The sequence below is a fragment of the Burkholderia sp. Ac-20353 genome, assembly GCF_017104785.1.
In the GTDB taxonomy this organism is placed as follows: Bacteria; Pseudomonadota; Gammaproteobacteria; order Burkholderiales; family Burkholderiaceae; genus Burkholderia.
This window is the reverse complement of the sequence record NZ_JAAGPL010000088.1, coordinates 1-20,264: the sequence shown is the minus strand read 5'-3', so window position 1 is coordinate 20,264 and position 20,264 is coordinate 1. Positions and strand designations below refer to the sequence as shown.

Below are 20,264 nucleotides of genomic sequence, written 5' to 3'. Positions count from 1 at the left end.
GCTTATTGCTTATTGAGGTTAAATAAAAAGCCGGCCAGCGGCCGGCTTTGCATCGCATGCGCTGATGGTCAGCGCTTGAGTCAGCGCTTGAGTCAGCGCTTGAGGCCGGTGTCCTCGGCCACGCCGACGTTGAGGTTCATGCACTGGATCGCGGCGCCCGATGCGCCCTTGCCGAGATTGTCGAGACGCGCGACGGTGACGAAGCGCTCTTCGTTGCCGAACACGAACAGGTCGACACGGTTCGTGTCGTTGTTCGCCTGCACGTCGAAGAAGCCGGCGTCGAGGTTCTCGTCCGCATTGAACGGCGCGACGCGCACGAACGCTTCGTCCGCGTAGTACTCGGCGAAGATGCGCTGCACGTCCTGCGGCGTCGCGCGCTTCGCGAGCTGGGCCGGCGTGAAGTACGTCGTCACCGCGAGACCCTTGAGGAACGGGCCGACGATCGGCGTGAAGATCGGTGCGTTCGCGAGGCCCGTGTGCGCGGCCATTTCCGGCAGGTGCTTGTGCGCGAGGCCGAGCGCGTACGGGCGCGGGCTCGCGAGCTTGTCCGCCAGCGCGGGATTCTCGTAGTCGGCGATCATCGACTTGCCGCCGCCGCTGTAGCCGGTGATCGAGTAGCTGTGCGCGGCGAACGTCGGCGCGACGACGCCGGCGTCGACGAGCGGACGCATCGCGAGCACGAACGCCGACGCATGGCAGCCCGGCACCGCAATGCGCTTCGACGTGCGGATCTTCTCGCGCTGCGCGCGCGCCAGCTCGGGCAGGCCGTAGGCCCAGTCCGGGCTCGTGCGGAACGCGGTGCTCGCGTCGATCAGCGTGGTGTCGGGATTCTCGACGAGCGATGCCGACTCGCGCGACGCGACGTCGGGCAGGCACAGGAACGTGACGTTCGACGCGTTGATCAGGCGGCGGCGTTCGTCGACGTCCTTGCGCTTCGCTTCGTCGATGCGCAGGATTTCGATGTCGCTGCGTGCGGACAGGTATTCGAAGATCTTGAGGCCGGTCGTGCCTTCCTGGCCGTCGACAAAAACTTTGGTGCTCATCTCGCTCTCACTGAAATGGGGCCGTGGCGCTCGCACGCCGGAAAGCAGCCATTTTAAGACGTCATGCGGCGGGCCTGCACCGCGCGACGCGAAAAAAAGACGGCCCGCGGGCCGTCTTGTGTCCCTTTCTTGGCGAACGTGGTTCTGCGCGCGCCTGTGAGCCAGCGGGCCGTCGCGTCGGCGACGCGCCGGACGAACGCGTTCGCGGTGTCGAGGTCGCCGGGCAGCGGCGCCTCGTCCGGTGACGCGTCCGCCGGCTACTGTCCGTAGCTGACCGTAAGCGTCGCGGTGCCGAGCGTCTCCGTATCGATTTCGTGCTCGAACATCGGCGCCGGGCGGCCCTGGCCGATGCGCAGGTCGGCGCTCTTCAGCGCGTGAACGGTGATCACGTAGCGGTGCGGCTTGCCGGGCGGCGGGCACGGGCCGCCGTAGCCGTCGACGCCGAAGTCGTTGCGCGCCTCGCTCGCGCCGATCCGCCGCAGGAAGCCCGATGCGCTCGCATCGGCAGGCAGGCTCGTGACGGTGGTCGGGATCACCGCGACGGCCCAGTGCCACCAGCCGTGGCCCGGCGCGTCCGGATCGACCATCGTGATCGCGTAGCCGCGCGTGCCGGGCGGCGGGTTGTGCCACGACAGTTGCGGCGAGCGGTTCGCGCCCTTGCAGTCGCCGCGGTCGAACACTTGCGCGGCACCGACACGGCCGCCGGACGCGAGGTCGCTGCTCGTGACGGTGAACACGGTGTCCGCATGCGCGGGCACGCGCGCGAAGCCGACGGCGCAAAGAAGGGCGAGGGCGAGCGGGGACGGGCAACGCAATGACGCAGGCGGAGCGATCTGGCGACCCACACGCATATGGCGCTTCTCCCGTCACGTTCGCCGGGCCGCCGGGCCCGGCATCGTTTGTTGTCGCGAAGGTGATTGCGGCGATGGGTCAAGTCTAGCATTAGGGTTCGATGAACGATGCGGGCAATGACCCTTCATCGTCATCGGTTTCCCGGTATGCGGGCGGGCGGCGAGCGCCGGTGTGGCGCCGGGTTCACGCGAAAAAAAAGCCGCCCGCTGGATGGCGAGCGGCTCGTCGAGCCATGCGGCCGGCAGGTCCGCCGGCGCGGCAATTACTCCTGGGCGCCCGTTGCGCCGCCGTGCGCGGCCGACCACTCGGCCGGCGCGTGCAGGAATTTCTCGACTTCGTCGAGCGTCTTCGTCTCGAAGTAGCCCGATGCCTTCGCGACGCGCAGCACGTCCCACCAGGTCGCGAGCGCGTGCAGGTCGACGTCGATGTCCTTCAGGACCGACACGCTTTCCTTGAAGATGTTGTAGTGGAACAGCACGAAGCAGTGGCTCACCGTCGCGCCCGCGGTGCGCAGCGCATTGACGAAGTTGATCTTGCTGCGGCTGTCGGTCGTCAGGTCCTCGACGAGCAGCACGCGCGAACCTTCTTCCAGATGGCCCTCGATCTGCGCGTTGCGGCCGAAACCCTTCGGCTTCTTGCGCACGTACTGCATCGGCACCATCATCCGGTCGGCCAGCCATGCCGCGAACGGGATGCCGGCGGTTTCGCCGCCTGCCACCGAGTCGATCTGCTCGAAGCCGACGTCGCGCATGATCGTCGTTTCCGCCATTTCCATCAGTGCCCGGCGCACGCGCGGATACGAGATCAGCTTGCGGCAGTCGATGTAGACGGGGCTGGCCCAGCCGGACGTGAAGATGAACGGCTTTTCGGCGTTGAAGTGCACCGCCTGCACTTCGAGCAGGATTTTGGCGGTCGTGTCGGAGATCGTCTGACGATCGAAGCCTGTCATGGGCATTCCTTGGATGGTGAGCGAGGAGCGGGCGCGGGCCCGGTGGCGCAGCAAGGGGAACCCGCCCGCGGGGGCCGGGGCGCGACCGGGAAGCCGGCCGCATTGCTGCGCGCGTAGCCCGCTATTTTACCCGATTCGGGCTGATTTTCGACGGGCATCACGCGCGTTCCCGCCGGCGCGCACCACCTGTGGAACAAGCGGGGCCTGATCGTGCGGGTGTGCGATACGTGCAATGCAGCGTGTCATGCGGCGCGCGATGCGGCATTGCTTAACGCGCGTCATCGGTGGGGTGTACACTAGGCAGCCCATTAGAAAACGTTCAGTACTTTGTACTTTTCTCTTGCCACCCGCCAAGGTTCGATGGCGTGCCGATCCGGCGCGCCGCGGCCGTCGCAGTCGACCACCCCCTCGATCCACGCATACGCGGCTCCAGGTGCTGTGTACTGAACAGTCAATTTCGCAAGTCTCTCGCAGGTCAATCATGGACGAACAACTGAAGCAGGCCGCTCTCGCTTATCACCTGAACCCGAAACCCGGCAAGATTTCGGTCACCCCGACCAAGCCGCTGTCGAACCAGCTCGATCTGTCGCTCGCGTATTCGCCGGGCGTCGCGGCCGCGTGCGACGCGATCTACGCCGATCCGCTCGATGCGCAGAAGTACACGTCGCGCGGCAACCTCGTCGGCGTCATCACGAACGGCACGGCCGTGCTCGGCCTCGGCAACATCGGCCCGCTCGCTGCCAAGCCGGTGATGGAAGGCAAGGGGTGCCTGTTCAAGAAGTTCGCGGGCATCGACGTGTTCGACATCGAACTGGCGGAATCCGACCCCGACAAGCTCGTCGAAGCGATCGCGATGCTCGAGCCGACGCTCGGCGGCATCAACCTTGAAGACATCAAGGCGCCGGAATGCTTCTACATCGAGCAGAAGCTGCGCGAGCGGATGAAGATCCCCGTCTTCCACGACGACCAGCACGGCACCGCGATCATCGCGTCGGCCGCGATCCTGAACGGCCTGAAGGTGGTCGGCAAGAAGCTCGACGAGGTGAAGCTCGTGTGCTCGGGCGCGGGTGCGGCGGCCATCGCGTGTCTGGACCTGCTGGTGAAGCTCGGCCTGTCGAAGGCGAACATCCTCGTCGCCGATTCGAAGGGCGTGATCTACGAAGGGCGCGGCAACCTCGATCCGTCGAAGCAGCGCTATGCGGCGACCACCGACGCGCGCACGCTCGGCGACGCGATCGTCGGCGCCGACGTGTTTCTCGGCTGCTCGAGCGCGGGCGTGCTGAAGCAGGACATGGTCAAGACGATGGGCGACAGGCCACTGATCCTGGCGCTCGCGAACCCGGAACCGGAAATCCGCCCGGAAGACGCGAAGGCCGTGCGCCCGGACGCGATCGTCGCGACCGGCCGTTCGGACTACCCGAACCAGGTCAACAACGTGCTGTGCTTCCCGTTCATCTTCCGCGGCGCGCTCGACGTCGGCGCGACGACGATCACGGAAGAGATGAAGCTCGCGTGCGTGCGTGCGATCGCCGAACTCGCCGAGGAAACCGACCAGAGCGAGGAAGTTGCGAAGGCGTATGAAGGCCATTCGCTCGAATTCGGCCCGGAATACCTGATTCCGAAGCCGTTCGATCCGCGCCTGATCATCAAGATCGCGCCGGCCGTCGCGCAGGCCGCGATGGATTCGGGCGTCGCGACGCGTCCGATCCAGGACATGGACGCGTACCGCGAGCAACTCGGCGCGACCGTCTACCGCACCGGCATGGTGATGCGTCCGGTGTTCGCGACCGCGAAGAAGAAGCAGGCCCGCATCGTGTTCGCCGAGGGCGAGGACGAGCGCGTGCTGCGTGCCGCGCAGTTCGTGCTGCAGGAAAAGATCGCGAAGCCGGTGATCGTCGGCCGTCCGTCGGTCGTCGAAATGCGCCTGCAGAAGATCGGTTCGAAGCTGAAGGCCGGCGTCGATTTCGAGATCGTCAATCCGGAAGACGATACCCGCTATCACCAGTACTGGCAGGCGTACCACGAGATCGGTGCGCGTGACGGCGTGACGCCGGAAGTCGCGAAGGCAGCGCTGCGCAAGTTCAACACGCTGATCGGTGCGATGCTCGTCCACCTGGGCGACGCGGACGGCATGATCTGCGGGATGATCGACACGTACCACAGCCACCTGAAGTTCATCGAGCAGGTGCTGGGCCGCGCGAAGGGCGCCGAGCACTTCGCCGCGATGAACCTGCTGATGCTGCCGGGCCGCAACCTGTTCCTGTGCGACACGTACGTGAACGAGGTGCCGAGCGCCGAACAGCTCGCCGACATGACGATCCAGGCCGCGGCCGAGATCGAGCGCTTCGGCATCACGCCGAAGGCCGCGCTGCTGTCGAACTCGAACTTCGGCAGCGCGCCGTCGGCGTCGTCGCGCCGGATGGCCGAGGCTCGCAAGCTGATCGTCGAGCGTGCGCCGCAACTGGAAGTCGATGGTGAAATGCACGGCGACGCGGCGCTGTCCGAAGCGGTCCGCAAGGCCGCGTTCCCGGGCACGACGCTGACTGGCGAAGCGAACCTGCTGATCATGCCGAACGTGGAAGCGGCGAACATCGCGTACAACCTGCTGAAGATGGTCGGCGGCGAAGGCGTGACGGTCGGTCCGCTGCTGCTCGGCGCGGCGAAGCCGGTCCACATCCTGACGCCGGCCGCGACCGTGCGCCGGATCATCAACATGACGGCCGTTGCGGCCGCGAACGCGAATACGAAGTAACGCGCTCGCGCTGACCGGCGCGCCGTGCCGATCGCACGGCGCCATGCAAAACGCCACGGAACCTGCGTTCCGTGGCGTTTTTTTATGGTGAGCCGCCAACCGTAGGGTGCGGCGGCGAACCGCACACGTCGGCGTGCGTCAAGCGGCTGGCGACGCGCCGCACCGGTGCCGCGACAATGTCGAGCGGGTAAGCGCGGAAGCCGGCGCGATTCGCGAACGCCGGTCCCGCGCGTCCCGTCACGCCACCTGCTGCCGGCTCTGGCCGTCCGTCGGCGAACGCCACTGCGCGAGCAGCGCGTCCCACTTCTGGCGCACCGCGCGCAGGTTGTTCTCCTTCACGTGGCCGTAGCCGCGGATGCCGTCCGGCAGCGCTGCGAGCTGGAGCGCGAGCGGCTGGTTGGCGGCGCTCAGCTTGCCGACGACTTCGCCGATCAGCGCTTCGTACTCGCCGATCAGCGCGCGCTCGGTGCGGCGCTCGTCGGTGCGGCCGAACGGATCGAGCCCCGTGCCGCGCAGGAACTTCAGCTTCGCGAGCATCCGGAACGCGGACATCATCCACGGGCCGTAGGCCTTCTTCACCAGGTGGCCATGTGCGTCCTTCTTCGCGAACAGCGGTGGCGCGAGGTGGAACTTCAGCTTCCAGTCGCCTTCGAACTGCGCGGACAGGCGGGCGAGGAACGCCGGATCGGACTGCAGCCGCGCGACCTCGTATTCGTCCTTGTACGCCATCAGCTTGAACAGGTTGCGCGCGACGGCCTCGGTCAGCGGCTCCGGTGTCGTATCGCCGTCGGCCAGCGCGCGCTCGGCAGTGCGCACCTTGTCGACGAGCGCGGTATAGCGCGCTGCGTAGGCCGCGTTCTGGTACGCGGTGAGGAACTCGACACGCGTCGCGATCAGCGCGTCGACTGACTTCCTCGTGTGCAGTGCGATTACCGTCGCGCCGGGCTGCGCGGCACGCGCGTCGCCAGCCGCGGCCTGCCGCACGCTCGCGGGGTCGTGCGCGGCGCGGCGGCCCCAGTCGAACGCCGCGCGGTTCTTGTCGACCGACACGCCGTTCAGTTCGATCGCACGCCCGAGCGACTCGAGCGTGAGCGGCAGCCAGCCTTTCTGCCACGCGTAGCCGAGCACGAACGGGTTCGTGTAGATCGCGTCGCCGAGCAGCGCGACCGCGAAGTGGCTCGCGTCGACGATGTCGACCGCGTCGCCTGCCGCCGCGCGGATGTCCTGCTCGGCCGACAGGCCCGGGAACGCCCAGTTCGGGTTCTTGATGAACTCGGCGGTCGGCGTCTTCGCGCTGTTGACGACCACGCGCGTCGCGTTGTGCCGCATCCGCGACGTGCATTCGTCGCCGGCCGTGACGAGCGCGTCGCAGCCGATCACGAGATCGGCTTCGCCCATCGCGATCCGCGTCGCGTGGATGTCGGTCGGCGCGTGCGAGATCTGCACGTGGCTCATCACGGCGCCGCCCTTCTGCGCGAGGCCCGTGATGTCGAGCACGGTCACGCCCTTGTTCTCCAGGTGCGCGGCCATCCCGAGCAGCGCGCCGATCGTGACGACGCCCGTGCCGCCGACGCCTGTGACGAGCACGCCGTACGCGCGGTCGATCGCCGGCAGCGTCGGTTCGGGGATCGGCGGGAGCGCGCCGCCGTCGACCGACACGGCCTTCGGCTTCTTCAGCTGGCCGCCTTCGACCGTGACGAAGCTCGGGCAGAAGCCCTTCACGCACGAGAAGTCCTTGTTGCAGCTCGACTGGTTGATCTGGCGCTTCGTGCCGAACTCGGTCTCGAGCGGCTCGACCGACAGGCAGTTCGACTGCACCGAGCAGTCGCCGCAGCCTTCGCACACCGCGTCGTTGATCACGACGCGCTTCGCCGGATCCGGGAACGTGCCGCGCTTGCGGCGGCGGCGCTTCTCGGTCGCGCAGGTCTGGTCGTAGATCAGGATCGTCGTGCCTTCGATCTCGCGCAGCTCGCGCTGCACGTCGTCGAGCTGGTCGCGGTGATGGATCGTGACGCCCGGCGCGAGCAGCGCCTTCTTGTCGTCGTACTTTTCCGGTTCGTCGGTGACGATCACGATCTTCTTCGCGCCTTCGGACGCGAGCTGGTGCGTGATCTGCGGCACTGTCAGCACGCCGTCGACCGGCTGGCCGCCCGTCATCGCGACCGCGTCGTTATAGAGGATCTTGTACGTGATGTTCGCGTTCGACGAGATCGCCGCGCGTACCGCGAGCAGGCCCGAGTGGAAATAGGTGCCGTCGCCGAGGTTCGCGAACACGTGCTTCTCGTCCGTGAACGGCGCCTGGCCGATCCACGGCACGCCTTCGCCGCCCATCTGGCTGAAGGTGCTCGTGCTGCGGTCCATCCACACGGTCATGTAGTGGCAGCCGATCCCGGCGATCGCGCGCGAGCCTTCCGGCACGTTGGTCGACGTGTTGTGCGGGCAGCCCGAGCAGAACCACGGCTTGCGTTCGGCCGTCACGTGCGGCTTCGCAAGCGCGCTTTCCTTCGCGTTGATCACCGCGAGCCGCGCGGCGATGCGCGCGCGCACGTCGGACGGCAGCTCGAACTTGTCGAGGCGCGTCGCGATCGCCTTCGCGATGATCGCGGGCGACAGCTCGTAATGCGCGGGCAGCAGCCAGTTGCCCATCGGCACCGACCATTCGCCGCCGGCGCCGTCCTTCTCGTCGAACTTGCCGAACACGCGCGGACGCTGCGTATCGGGCCAGTTGTACAGCTCTTCCTTGATCGCGTATTCGAGGATCTGGCGCTTTTCCTCGACGACCAGGATCTCTTCGAGGCCGCGCGCGAACGCCTGCGCGCCTTGCGCTTCGAGCGGCCACACGCAGCCCACCTTGTACAGCCGGATGCCGATGCGCGCGCAGGTTTCGTCGTCGAGGCCGAGGTCGGTCAGCGCCTGGCGCACGTCGAGGTACGCCTTGCCGCCCGTCATGATGCCGAAGCGCGCGTGCGGCGAATCGATCTCGATGCGGTCGAGCTTGTTCGCGCGCACGTACGCGAGCGCCGCGTACCACTTGTAGTCGAGCAGGCGCGCTTCCTGCACGAGCGGCGGGTCGGGCCAGCGGATGTTCAGGCCGCCGTCCGGCATGATGAAGTCAGACGGCAGCACGATCTCGGTGCGATGCGGGTCGATGTCGACCGATGCCGACGATTCGACGACGTCGGTCACGCACTTGAGCGCAACCCACAGGCCCGAATAGCGGCTCATCGCCCAGCCGTGCAGGCCGAAGTCGAGATATTCCTGCACGTTCGACGGGAACAGCACGGGCAGGCCGCAGGCCTTGAAGATGTGTTCGGACTGGTGCGCGAGCGTCGACGATTTCGCCGCATGGTCGTCGCCGGCGAGCACGAGCACGCCGCCGTGCTGCGACGAGCCGGCCGAGTTCGCGTGCTTGAACACGTCGCCGGTGCGGTCGACGCCCGGACCCTTGCCGTACCACATGCCGAACACGCCGTCGTGCTTCGCGCCGGGAAACAGGTTCACCTGCTGCGAGCCCCACACGGCGGTGGCGGCGAGATCTTCGTTGAGACCGGGCTGGAAAACGATCTGGTGGGCGGACAGGTGTTTCTTGGCCTTCCACAGCGACTGGTCGAGGCCGCCGAGCGGAGAGCCGCGATAGCCGGAGATGAAGCCGGCCGTGTTCAGGCCGGCGGCGCGATCGCGTTCCTGTTGAAGCATCGGCAGCCGCACGAGCGCCTGGATGCCGCTCATGTACGCACGGCCGCGCTCGAGCGTGTATTTGTCGTCAAGCGTGACGGACTTCAGCGCAGCTTCCAGGGACGCGCGTTGGTCTGCGTCTAGCGGGGCGTTCATTGATGTGTCTCCTCCACCCGGTTTGGGATCACCAAAACTTCCAGCGCGTCGGCATCTTGTGGACGCGTCGGCAGTGGCCGGCATATTGGCCGGTTTCAGCCGATGGTAGCACTGGGATAAACCCGCCGCTCATCGTCAAAATTGCCGCAGCGGCCCGCCTGTGAGCAGAATTTGCGCGTTACAGCATGTAAAAGCATGTAAAGCCGCTCACGTCGCCGGTCACTTGCCGTTAATCTGGCCGGCCTGCCGGAGGTGCCCGCATACGTCGATTATTGTGACGAAAGCGGAGAGGCGCCGGCAGTTCAACAGGAGGTACCAATGAACACACGTCATATCCAGAGTTTCCTGATCGTGTCCGCCGCGTTTTTCGCGATGACCGGCCCGGTGCACGCGCAAGGCGCGAGCGCACTGGCGGCAGCCGGCGCGCAGATGCGTCAGATCGCGCCGGCGCAGGTCGCCGTCGCGCAACCGTCACAGCCGTCGAGCACGCGCGTCGTCGCGCGTACGGCAAAGGCGCGTTGATCCGACCGCGCGGCCGTCGCGCCGCGCAGATGCAAAAACGGAAAAAGGGCGGGAATCTCGCGATTCCCGCCCTTTTTTCATTTGCCGGGCGCCCGCGTCGGCGGGCGCATTCGTGCGTGGTGTGTCAGGCCTTGTCCTGCACGACGCCGCGGCGAATCTGGTCGAGTTCGATCGATTCGAACAGCGCCTTGAAGTTGCCTTCGCCGAAGCCCTGGTTGCCCTTGCGCTGGATGATCTCGAAGAAGATCGGCCCGATCTGGTTTTCGGTGAAGATCTGCAGCAGCAGGTCGTCGCGTGCGCCGTCGATCAGGATCTTGCGCTTCTTCAGTTCTTCGAGCGGCTCGCCGTGGTCCGGCACGCGGCGGTCGACGAGTTCGTAATACGTGTCGATCGTGTCGAGCAGCTTCACTTCCTTGCTGCGCAGGCCGTCGACCGCGCGATAGATGTCCGATGCGCCGAGCGCGATGTGCTGGATGCCCTCGCCGTGATACGCGTCGAGATACTCCTGGATCTGGCCGGCCGTTTCCGAGCCTTCCTCGTTGATCGGAATGCGGATCTTGCCGCACGGCGACGTCATCGCCTTCGACTTCACGCCGGTGACCTTGCCTTCGATGTCGAAGTAGCGCACTTCGCGGAAGTTGAACAGGCGCTCGTAGAACTCCGCCCATTCCTGCATGCGGCCGCGGTGCACGTTGTGCGTCAGGTGGTCGATGTAGGTGAGGCCGTGGCCGGCCGGGTTCGGGTTCGCGCCCGGAATCGGCTCGAAGTCGACGTCATAGATGCTGATGTCGCCGATCGCGCCCGGCTGCGCGCCGTTCTTGCCGCGCCAGCGATCGACGAAGTAGATCAGCGAATCGCCGATACCCTTGATCGCCGGGATGTTCAGCTCCATCGGGCCAGTCTTGTTGTCGAAGCCCCACGCGCCGAGCTCGAGCGCGTGCTTGTACGCCTTCGCGGCATCCTGCACGCGAAACGCGATCGCGCAGATCGACGGGCCGTGCAGACGTGCGAAGCGCTGCGCGAACGAATCGGGTTCCGCGTTGATGATGAAGTTGATGTCGCCCTGGCGGTAAACCGTCACGTCCTTGTGACGATGACGCGCGATCGCGGTGAAGCCCATCCGCTCGAACAGCTGGCCGAGCGCCTTCGGGTCCGGCGCGGTGTACTCGATGAATTCGAAGCCGTCGGTGCCGACGGGATTGTCCCAGTTGGGGATCTGCATGTATGTCTCCAATGTCGACCAGAGTGGGGGCTTTGGCGCTTGTGTCGACCGGTGGTGGTGCTACGTCACCTGCTCCGGTCTCACGCTTCACACTCCGGTCCCATGCCAAGGTTGGGGCGCGCCGCGACGTGCGCGATGAATGAGTGCGTGCGACAAAGTGTAGCGGCGGACGCGGAGCGGAAACTTGCGAACTTGATCATGCGTGACTACGATGGCGCAATTTCCAGTCTCTAATTCATGCTTGGGAGGCAGAAGATGGCGCAAGTCGAATTGGATGCCATCGACCGGCGGATTCTCGCGATTCTTCAGGAGAACGGGCGCCTGTCGAACCAGGAGATCGCCGAGCGGGTGAACCTGTCGCCGAGCCCGTGCCTGCGGCGGATCCGGCGCCTCGAGGAGATCGGTGTGATTACCGGCTACGTCGCGCTGCTGGACCCGCAGAAGCTCGGGCTCGACCTGCTCGCCTACGTGAGCGTGCGGCTCGAGAAGCGGGGCGGGCTCGCGCCGGTGCGCGTGGACGAAACCTCGGCGCGCGCAGGAGCCACCCACGCGGATCTGTTTCGCGCGGCGGTGCAGGCGTGGCCGGAAGTGGTCGCCTGCCATGCGATGACGGGTGACATGGATTACCTGCTGCGGGTGCAGGTCGAGGACATGGCGCATTTCTCCCGTTTCGTACAGGAGCAGCTGCTGCACCATCCGTCGGTGATCGACGTGAAGACGAGCTTTTCGCTCGAGTGCTTCAAGGAGACGACCGCGCTGCCGATCCGCTCGATGCGGTAGCGCGACCGAACGCGGCCCGATCGACTGGCGTCAGGCCGTCAGCGCGACGGGCATCAGCGATTCGATGAATTTCGACGTGCGGCGCGCCTGGCGCTTCATCGCATAGTCGAACACCGCGGCCTGCTCCTGCAGCATCTCGGCGATGATCGTCGAGTGGTTCGCGGGCGGCAGCGACAGGTACGCATCGGCTTCGCCGTACGCGTACTCGATCCGCATGCCGGACTTCTTCGCGATGTGCATCATCGTCGCGTTGCGCGACAGGAAATGCATGTACAGCACCGTCACGTGCGTATTGCGGCTGCGGATCGCCGCGCGCTCGAACAGCTTCGAGCCGACGCCGCAGCCACGCGCGCTTTCGAGCACCGACACGCCGAATTCGGCGGTGCGCTTGTCGCCTTCCGCGGGCAGGTAGGCCAGATGGCCGACGCCGATCAGCTCGAGCTCGTGGTTGAACACACCGAACACGGTGTCGCGGCCGAAGTCGATCGTGCGGACGTAGTTCTCGATCACGTGGTCGGGCACCAGCTGGCCGAAGCGCAGCAGGCGGTCCTCTTCGTCGAGCGAGAGAAAGTGAGTGAGCATCTGCTCACGGTCCTTGGAAGCCAGTTCCCTGACGAGAACCGGCGCACTACCGGCGGTGCCGACGACATCGGCAGCGTCGTGGAATTGCGTGTTCATCGTGGGTTCCTCAATGTGTGACCGTACAGCGGGTTGTGCAATGCAACAGCATTGTACCCGACTGGCGGTTCCCGGATTGGGGAAAACCCGAATGCGATTTCGAGTGTGAATTCTAGATGTGCTTAACTAAACGCGTAAGCTGTTGATTTTAATCAATTTTAAAATTTGTCGTACAAAATGTGCGGCAGGCAGACGCGGTGTGTCCGTTGCGCAACGCGTGCTGCTTTGCCGCAATCAGGCGGATGAGGACAGCCCGCGCTCGATCATGTCGATCACCTGCTCGGCGAAGTCGCGGTAGCCGAGGCGTCCGCCCGGCTTGAGCCAGGTGAAGGTCCAGTTGATCATCCCGAACACCATCATCGTCACTGACGTCTGGTTTTCCTTCGAGATGCGGTCCGGAAACGCGCGCGCGAGCTGGCGCGCGAAGGCCGCGACGACGTCGCGCTGGCGGTCGAGCACGATTTCGCGCTGCGCGTCCTCGAGGTACTTCACGTCGTTGAGCAGCGCGACGTGGCGGCTGTGCGACGTCTCGTATTCGGTGAGAAACGCGCGCACGAGCTCCGCGAACGCCTCGCGCTCGGTGAGGCCGCGCCGCTGGCTGCTGCCTTCGACCTCGGCGATGATCAGCATCAACCGTTTCGTGTAGCGGTCGAGCAGATCGAACAGGATCGCTTCCTTGCTCTCGTAATAGTGATAGAGGCGTGCCTTCGACGTGCCGCTCGCGGTCGCGAGGTCGGACATCGACGTGCTCGGGTAGCTCGTCTGAGCGAATTTCTTGGCGGCGAGATCGAGGATCTGCTCGCGCTGGGATTCATGATCGGGGGCTCGGGTGCGGGCCATGGTCGAATGCGGGGGATTAGCGGTGAGGGGCGGCGGCGCGGGCCGCGCGCACCTCGGCGGATCGAAGGTCGGAGTGGGCGTCGCCGCGCATCTCGAGACGGCCGGCCGCCGCAAGTTCGCGGCAGCGCCAGAACGCGACCAGGTCGCCGACGAACAGGCTGCCGTGCTCGATTTCGCCGATTACGGAGCCGACGACCCGCGCGACATGCATCCAGTCGTCCTGCAGTCGCGCGAGGATACGCGTGTCGAGGTCGTCGTAGTGGCCGCTCTTGATCGTGTTGCTGACCCAGTAGCGGAGTTCGGCGTCCAGGTGCTTGGCTTCCTGCCATTCGAGCGCGAGACGGCCGATGCGCAGCACCGAGATCGGCGCGGCTTCCGGCAGCTTCGCGCGCAGCTGTGCCGGCGTGAACATGCCGGTCGCGCATGCGCGGTCGGCGCGCGGCGACGCCGCGCCGAGATCGGCTTCCGACAGCCGCACCTCGTTCAGGCGCTGCGGCACATTGCGCAGATGGTACGCGACACGGCGCAGCAGCAGCTTGTCGCCGACGCTCGGCGCGTGCCAGACGACCACCTGGCCGGTATCCATCGCGAGCAGGTCGAGGCGCGCAAATTCGCGTTCCGCTTCCGCCTTCCAGTCGGGAATCGGGTCGCCGAGCACGCGCTGCCAGAACGCGGCGCGGGTATCCAGCGTCTCGTCGATGCCCTTGAGCGGCCCGACGGCCAGGTCGTCGAGCAATCCGACGACGCGCTCGTCGCGTCCGGCTTCCGCGAGCGCCTCGCTGAGCGACGCGGCGGCGGTGCCGCCCTGAATCACGTGAATGGTACTCATCGGCCTGTCGTCAACAAAAGAAAACCGCCGGACAGCCGGACCTTGCGTGGTCCGGCCGGCGGGCGGCCCCTAGTGTAAGCGAGATGTGTGACGCGAGGAACCGTTCGGCGGGCCGGCGCCGGGCAGCGTGACGCCCGGCGGGGCGCCGCTCAACGCTCGTCGTAGCTCACCACGACCTTGTCGCTGACAGGGTGGCACTGGCAGGTGAGCACGAAGCCGTCCTTCACCTCCTGCTCCTCGAGCGTGTAGTTTTTTTCCATCCGCACTTCGCCTTCGAGCACCTTCGCGCGGCACGTGCAGCACACACCGCCCTTGCACGCGTACGGCAGCGCGAGGCCGGCACGCAGGCCGACGTCGAGCAGGCTCACGCCTTCGTACGGCAGCCGCAGCTTGCGTTTCTTGCCGTCGAGGACGATCTCGAGTTCGGCGGCGGGCGTCGCGTCGGTGATCTCGACGACCGGCACGCCGGCCTGCGGCAGCGGCGAGCCGAAGCGTTCGACATGGACTTTCGCCTGCGGCACGCCGGCCGCCTTCAGCGCGGCTTCCGCCGCATCCATCATCGGCGCGGGGCCGCAGATGAACGCCTCGTCGATCGCATCGGCCGGCACCAGCGTGTCGAGGAACGCCGCGCACTTCGCCTGGTCGAGCACGCCGTTGAACAGCTCGACGTCCTGGAGGTCGTCCGACAGCACGTGATACAGCACGAAGCGGTTCATGTAGCGGTTCTTCAGGTCCTCGAGCTCCTCCGCGAACATGATCGCGTCGACGCTGCGGTTCCCGTAGATCAGCGTGAACGTGCTGCACGGCTCGAGTTCGAGCGTCGTCTTCACGATCGCGAGCACGGGCGTGATGCCCGAGCCGCCGGAGAACGCGACGTACTGCTTGCCGTGCTCCGCGTTCAGGTGCGTGAAGAAGCGGCCGTCCGGCGTCATCACGTCGATCGTGTGGCCGGCCTTCAGCGTATCGAACGCGAAGTTCGAGAAGCGCCCGCCGCGCACGCGCTTGATGCCGATGCGCAGCTCGCCGTCGCGGTCGTAGTCGGTCGTGCCGACGCAGATCGAATACGAGCGGCGCGTCTCCTCGCCGTCGATATGGGTTTTCAGCGTGACGAACTGGCCTTGCGTGAAGCGGTATGCGTCGCGCAGCTCGGGCGGAATCTCGAACGAGACGGTCACGGCGTCGGCGGTCTCGGGCCGCACGTCGCGGATACGCAGCGGGTGAAATTGCGGGGTCGCCATATCAGCTCAGTAAGGTTTGAAGTAGTCGAAGGGTTCGCGGCAGTCGACGCAGCGATACAGCGCCTTGCAGGCGGTCGACGCGAATTGCGCGAGCCGCTCGGTGCGCGCGGAGCCGCAGCGCGGGCAGACAGGTGCCGCGACCGGCCGCGGCACGAAACGCACGACGTTCTCGCGCGGCGCGGCGCTGCCGCACTGGCCGACCGGCGGCGCGATCCCGTACGCGCGCAGCTTGTCGCGCGCTTCCTGCGTGATCCAGTCGGTCGTCCACGCGGGCGCGAGCACGGTCTCGACGCGGTGCGGCGGCAGGTCGGCCTGCTGCATCGCGGCCGCGATGTCCTCGGCGATCTGCGACATCGCCGGGCAGCCCGAGTAGGTCGGCGTGATCACGACCTCGAGCAGGCCGTCGTCCGCACGCCGGACGTCGCGCAGGATGCCCAGCTCGCGGATCGACACGACGGGGATTTCCGGGTCGGGCACGGCTTCCAGCACTTCCCACGCGCGCGCGAGCAGCGGATCGGCGTGGTGCGGGGCGGTAGCGCAGGGCGCGGCGGTCGGGACGGACATCGTGGAACTCCGGTGAGTCGGTGCGTTACCAGGTCGCGCCGGGATGCTGGCGTGCGAGGCTCTGCAGTTCGGCGAGCAGGTAGCCCATGTGCTCCGAGTGCTCGCCCTGCTTGCCGGTCGTGACGTGCTTCACGGGCGCCGGCAGCGCGAGCGTGGCCTCGGCGAGCGCGTCGTCGACGTCCGCGCGCCACGCGGCTTCGAGCGACGCGGGCGCCGGGCCGATGCCCAGCGCGGCGATTGCGTCGTCGACCTGGTCCGCCGCGAAGAATTCGCGCGTGTACGGGATCAGGTAGTCGAGCGCAGCCTGCGCGCGGCGATGCGATTCGTCGGTGCCGTCGCCGAGGCGCACGAGCCATTCGCGTGCGTGCTGCACGTGATAGCGGGTTTCCTTCACCGATTTCGCGGCGATCGCGGCCAGCGTCTCGTCGACCGACGTTTCGAGTGCGGTCCACACGTGCAGCATCAGCGTCGTGTACAGGAAGTTGCGCACGATCGTCACCGCGTAGTCCTTGTCGGCGTGCGCGTTGCCGGACACCGGGCCGTAGTGCGGCAGCTCGGCGAGCGTGAAGTTCGCGAACTCGCGCTCGGTGCGGAAGTACGCGTAGTCGTCCTCGGTCTTCGCCGCGCCGTTGAGCTGGCGCTCGAGTCCGGCCGCGTGCGTGTACAGCATCCGCGCCTGGCCGATGAGGTCGAGGCTCATGTTCGTCAGCGCGATGTCTTCTTCGAGAACCGGGCCGTGGCCGCACCATTCGGCGTTGCGCTGACCGAGGATCAGCGCGTTGTCCGCGAGGCGCAGCACGTAGGAGAGGTGTTCGGGCGTAATCGTCATGGCGCGGGCGTTACATGTGGTTGACTTCGTCGGGCAGCGTATAGAACGTCGGGTGACGGTAGATCTTGTCGCCCGCCGGCTCGAACAGCTCGGCCTTTTCGTTCGGATCCGACGCGGTGATCGCTGCCGACGGCACCACCCAGATGCTCACGCCTTCCTGGCGGCGCGTGTAGACATCGCGTGCCATGCGCAGCGCCATCGACGCGTCGGCCGCGTGCAGACTTCCGCAATGCTTGTGATCGAGGCCCTGCTTGCTGCGCACGAACACTTCCCAAATCGGCCATTCCTTGTTCATCACTCTCTCCTGTCGAGCAGAGCCGGCGCTTCTGCGCTAACTCTGGTCCCATGCAATGCTGAATTCGATAAGTTCCGGCGCCGCATAACACGCCGCCGGCGCGTGCCGCTCAGGCGGCGTGTTGTTCGGCGCGGGCGCGGCGCTTCGCTTCGTGCGCGAGCGCGGCTTCGCGTACCCAGGCACCGTCTTCGTGCGCCTTCACGCGGGTCGCGAGGCGCTCCTTGTTGCACGGGCCATCGCCGTTGACGACGCGCCAGAATTCTTCCCAGTCGATCACGCCATAGTCGTAGTGGCCGCGCGACTCGTTCCATTTCAGGTCGGGATCGGGCAGCGTGACGCCGAGCACCTTCGCCTGTTCGACGGTCGCATCGACGAATTTCTGCCGCAGGTCGTCGTTCGTGATCCGCTTGATGCCCCACTTGGCCGACTGGTTGCTGTGCACGGAGTCCGCATCGCTCGGGCCGAACATCATCAGCACGGGCCACCACCAGCGGTCCACGGACTGCTGGACCATCGCGCGCTGCGCGTCGCTGCCCTTCATCATCGACAGCAGCGCATCGAAGCCCTGGCGCTGGTGGAACGACTCTTCCTTGCACACGCGGATCATCGCGCGCGCATACGGGCCGTACGTGCAGCGGCACAGCGGGATCTGGTTCATGATCGCGGCGCCGTCGACGAGCCAGCCGATCACGCCGACATCCGCCCAGGTCGGCGTCGGGTAGTTGAAGATGCTCGAGTATTTCGCCTTGCCTGCATGCAGCGCGTCGATCAGCGCATCGCGCGACACGCCGAGCGTTTCTGTGGCGCTATACAGATAGAGGCCGTGGCCCGCTTCGTCCTGCACCTTCGCAAGCAGGATCGCCTTGCGCTTCAGGCTCGGTGCGCGCGAGATCCAGTTGCCTTCCGGCAGCATGCCGACGACTTCCGAGTGCGCGTGCTGCGAGATCTGGCGGATCAGCGTCTTGCGATAGGCGTCGGGCATCCAGTCCTGCGGCTCGATCTTGCCGTCCGCGGCCATGACCGCGTCGAACCGCGCCTGCTCGGGCGACTCGGCTGCGGCGTCGAGCGGAGCGACGTTGCCGGGGATGTCGAGGGATTGCGTGTACATGGCGAGGTTCTCGTCCGGTTGAATGTGTGCGCAGTATAAACCAACCGACCGGTCGGTTAATAAATTATTTGGCGATTCGGCATGTGTCGCGGGTAAACGAGGAGGTAATGTCCGGTCGTTTTTCGGGGCCGGTACGGGCACCGTGCGGCGCATGCGTGCTTCTGCGGCACAATGCCCGCTTTCCGATGAGGATTTTGCCGATGTCATTTCGAAGCAGTGTCGCCGCGGTCGCCGCAGTCGCATTGGGCGCGTCCGTTCTCCTGTCGCCGCTTGGCGCCGGGGCCGCGCCCGCGGTGGAATGGGTCGCCGCATGGGCGACTGCGTTGCAGCCGATTCCCGACCTGGCTGCGCCACCGCCGCTCTATCGCGCACCCGACGTGGCTGGCAGGACCGTGCGTCAGGTCATCTATCCGACGGTCGCCGGGCGGGCGGCGCGTATTCGTGTGAGCAACGCTTATGGCCGTGCGCCGCTGGTCGTCGAGTCGGCGAGCCTCGCTCGGGCGGGCGATGGCGCAGCACTGGCGGACGGCGCGGCGACGCCGGTGCGATTCGGTGGCAAGGCATCGATCACGTTGGCGCCGGGCCAGGAGATCGACAGCGATTCGGTCGCGATCGACGTGACGCCAGGCCGGCCGTATGCCGTGTCTATATATATGGGCGCTCATCAGCAGATGGCGGTCTGGCATCGGGTGTCGAACCAGTTGAATTACGTGTCGGGGCAGGGTGACTACACGAAGGACGCGAGCGCCGCCGCGTTCCGGACCCGCTTTACCCAATACGCGTGGGTGACCGAATTGGCCGTCGAGGGCGGGGCCGCGCGGGCGAGCGTTGCGGCGATCGGCGACTCGATCACCGACGGGCTGCGCTCGAGCCTTAACCGGAATCACCGCTGGCCGGACGCGCTCGCGCGCCGGCTGGTGACATCGGGCTCGGATACGCTCGGTGTCGTGAATCTGGGGATCAGCGGCAACCGCCTGCTCAGCGATTCGGCGTGCTACGGCACTGCGCTGCAGTCGCGTTTCGAGCGCGACGCGCTGTCGCGCTCGGGCGTAAAGGCGGTGATCCTGCTGATTGGCATTAACGATATCAACTTCGCGGCGATGCCGCCCCGTGCGGGCCTCGATTGCGACGATCCGCATACCCAGGTCACGGCTGACTCGCTGATCGGCGGCTATCGACGGCTGATCGACGCTGCGCATCGCCAAGGGGTGAAGGTATTCGGCGCGACGCTCACGCCGGCGGCGCTGCCGGCCGGGCGCGAAGCGATCCGTCTGGACGTGAACCGCTGGATCCGGAGCGGCGGGGCGTTCGACGGCGTTGTCGATTTCGATCAGGCGCTGCGTGATCCTGCGCGCCCGAGCGTTCTGCAGCGCCGCTATGACAGTGGCGACGGCATTCATCCGAGCGATGCCGGTTATGCGGCGATGGCCGAAGCGGTGCCTGTCGAGCGGCTGCAGGCGACTGTTGCTGCGAAGTGACGCGCGAGCGGCCACGCGTTCCTCTTATATATAGATGGATGCGAGTTGGCTACGTGGGCAGCGATGCCAGGTTCGTCTGCCTGAAAGTCCCCGTGCGCGGCAGCGCACGGGGACTTTTAAATTTCTTTCACAAACCCCTTGCGCAGGTCGGGGCCGATGCCTACAATCACGCCTCTTTCGCGCTAACGGCAACGCGGCGCGGGAGAAGGGGAAGCGAAGTTGGTTGAATGTCTGGTTAGACGTTTGGCTGGCGAAGGAAGATGAACCCCGCAGTCGCAACGATGTAGTAAAAAGTTGTTGACGAACTGCGAAACAGTGTTCATAATTTCATTTCTCTGCTGCTGAAAACGCAGCGCTGCTGAGAAAGCCAAGCTTCTCGCAGTAACGCTCTTTAAAAATTAACAGCCGATAAGTGTGGGCGCTTGATGACAGCGAGCCCGGTCCTCGGATCGGG

Annotated in this window: 17 protein-coding genes; 4 read left to right on the top strand and 13 right to left on the bottom strand. The window is 66.1% G+C overall.

Translation table 11 applies throughout. The annotated features are described in order from the left end of the window. Positions 1 to 92: 92 nt before the first annotated feature. From argC to G3N94_RS23550, 3 genes are all read right to left on the bottom strand, one after another. Positions 93 to 1,043, bottom strand: a complete 951-nt coding sequence (argC, locus tag G3N94_RS23560) for an N-acetyl-gamma-glutamyl-phosphate reductase (protein WP_205794969.1) — start codon at positions 1,041 to 1,043, stop codon at positions 93 to 95. Between the two features lie 257 nt (positions 1,044 to 1,300). Continuing rightward, positions 1,301 to 1,894 carry a YbhB/YbcL family Raf kinase inhibitor-like protein gene (locus G3N94_RS23555; protein WP_205794968.1) on the bottom strand — a complete coding sequence of 198 codons (594 nt, stop codon included), beginning with the start codon at positions 1,892 to 1,894 and terminating at the stop codon, positions 1,301 to 1,303. Positions 1,895 to 2,157: 263 nt separating this feature from the next. Continuing rightward, a complete protein-coding gene (locus G3N94_RS23550; RefSeq protein ID WP_205794967.1) occupies positions 2,158 to 2,844 on the bottom strand; it encodes an orotate phosphoribosyltransferase in 687 nt (228 codons plus the stop codon). Positions 2,845 to 3,325: 481 nt separating this feature from the next. On the opposite strand from G3N94_RS23550, the gene G3N94_RS23545 reads away from it, so the two are divergent. Further along, entirely contained in the window at positions 3,326 to 5,596 is a 2,271-nt protein-coding gene (locus G3N94_RS23545; protein WP_205794966.1) for an NADP-dependent malic enzyme, read from the top strand. A gap of 237 nt (positions 5,597 to 5,833) precedes the next feature. Here G3N94_RS23545 and G3N94_RS23540 read toward each other — a convergent pair whose 3' ends face one another. Next, positions 5,834 to 9,427 (bottom strand): indolepyruvate ferredoxin oxidoreductase family protein, encoded by a 3,594-nt coding sequence (locus G3N94_RS23540; RefSeq protein WP_205794965.1) that lies wholly within the window; start codon positions 9,425 to 9,427, stop codon positions 5,834 to 5,836. 318 nt (positions 9,428 to 9,745) lie between these two features. Between G3N94_RS23540 and G3N94_RS23535 the strand changes: the two genes are divergently transcribed. Next, positions 9,746 to 9,949 (top strand): hypothetical protein, encoded by a 204-nt coding sequence (locus G3N94_RS23535; RefSeq protein ID WP_205794964.1) that lies wholly within the window; start codon positions 9,746 to 9,748, stop codon positions 9,947 to 9,949. Positions 9,950 to 10,073: 124 nt separating this feature from the next. On the opposite strand, the gene hppD is transcribed toward G3N94_RS23535, so the two are convergent. Further along, positions 10,074 to 11,171 carry a 4-hydroxyphenylpyruvate dioxygenase gene (gene hppD, locus G3N94_RS23530; protein WP_205794963.1) on the bottom strand — a complete coding sequence of 366 codons (1,098 nt, stop codon included), beginning with the start codon at positions 11,169 to 11,171 and terminating at the stop codon, positions 10,074 to 10,076. A 255-nt stretch (positions 11,172 to 11,426) separates the two neighbouring features. Between hppD and G3N94_RS23525 the strand changes: the two genes are divergently transcribed. Further along, the gene (locus G3N94_RS23525; RefSeq protein ID WP_205794962.1) at positions 11,427 to 11,951 is read left to right on the top strand and encodes an Lrp/AsnC family transcriptional regulator; all 525 of its coding nucleotides are present in this window, start codon (positions 11,427 to 11,429) and stop codon (positions 11,949 to 11,951) included. A gap of 30 nt (positions 11,952 to 11,981) precedes the next feature. On the opposite strand, the gene G3N94_RS23520 is transcribed toward G3N94_RS23525, so the two are convergent. From G3N94_RS23520 to paaA, 8 genes are all read right to left on the bottom strand, one after another. Next, positions 11,982 to 12,629, bottom strand: coding sequence for a GNAT family N-acetyltransferase (locus tag G3N94_RS23520; RefSeq protein WP_205794961.1), 648 nt, complete (start codon positions 12,627 to 12,629; stop codon positions 11,982 to 11,984). Between the two features lie 234 nt (positions 12,630 to 12,863). Next, positions 12,864 to 13,469, bottom strand: a complete 606-nt coding sequence (locus tag G3N94_RS23515; RefSeq protein WP_205794960.1) for a TetR/AcrR family transcriptional regulator — start codon at positions 13,467 to 13,469, stop codon at positions 12,864 to 12,866. 16 nt (positions 13,470 to 13,485) lie between these two features. Then, complete coding sequence (locus G3N94_RS23510) at positions 13,486 to 14,298, bottom strand: DUF3658 domain-containing protein (RefSeq protein WP_205794959.1); 813 nt, start codon at positions 14,296 to 14,298, stop codon at positions 13,486 to 13,488. Between the two features lie 149 nt (positions 14,299 to 14,447). Continuing rightward, positions 14,448 to 15,536, bottom strand: a complete 1,089-nt coding sequence (paaE, locus tag G3N94_RS23505; protein ID WP_205794958.1) for a 1,2-phenylacetyl-CoA epoxidase subunit PaaE — start codon at positions 15,534 to 15,536, stop codon at positions 14,448 to 14,450. Between the two features lie 6 nt (positions 15,537 to 15,542). Further along, the gene (paaD, locus tag G3N94_RS23500) at positions 15,543 to 16,100 is read right to left on the bottom strand and encodes a 1,2-phenylacetyl-CoA epoxidase subunit PaaD (protein WP_205794957.1); all 558 of its coding nucleotides are present in this window, start codon (positions 16,098 to 16,100) and stop codon (positions 15,543 to 15,545) included. A gap of 25 nt (positions 16,101 to 16,125) precedes the next feature. Beyond that, positions 16,126 to 16,929 (bottom strand): 1,2-phenylacetyl-CoA epoxidase subunit PaaC, encoded by an 804-nt coding sequence (paaC, locus tag G3N94_RS23495; RefSeq protein WP_205794956.1) that lies wholly within the window; start codon positions 16,927 to 16,929, stop codon positions 16,126 to 16,128. A gap of 10 nt (positions 16,930 to 16,939) precedes the next feature. Further along, complete coding sequence (paaB, locus tag G3N94_RS23490; protein WP_089439024.1) at positions 16,940 to 17,224, bottom strand: 1,2-phenylacetyl-CoA epoxidase subunit PaaB; 285 nt, start codon at positions 17,222 to 17,224, stop codon at positions 16,940 to 16,942. Between the two features lie 109 nt (positions 17,225 to 17,333). Continuing rightward, positions 17,334 to 18,332 carry a 1,2-phenylacetyl-CoA epoxidase subunit PaaA gene (paaA, locus tag G3N94_RS23485; protein WP_205794955.1) on the bottom strand — a complete coding sequence of 333 codons (999 nt, stop codon included), beginning with the start codon at positions 18,330 to 18,332 and terminating at the stop codon, positions 17,334 to 17,336. A gap of 200 nt (positions 18,333 to 18,532) precedes the next feature. Between paaA and G3N94_RS23480 the strand changes: the two genes are divergently transcribed. Continuing rightward, positions 18,533 to 19,810 (top strand): SGNH/GDSL hydrolase family protein, encoded by a 1,278-nt coding sequence (locus G3N94_RS23480; protein ID WP_205794954.1) that lies wholly within the window; start codon positions 18,533 to 18,535, stop codon positions 19,808 to 19,810. Positions 19,811 to 20,264 lie beyond the last annotated feature (454 nt).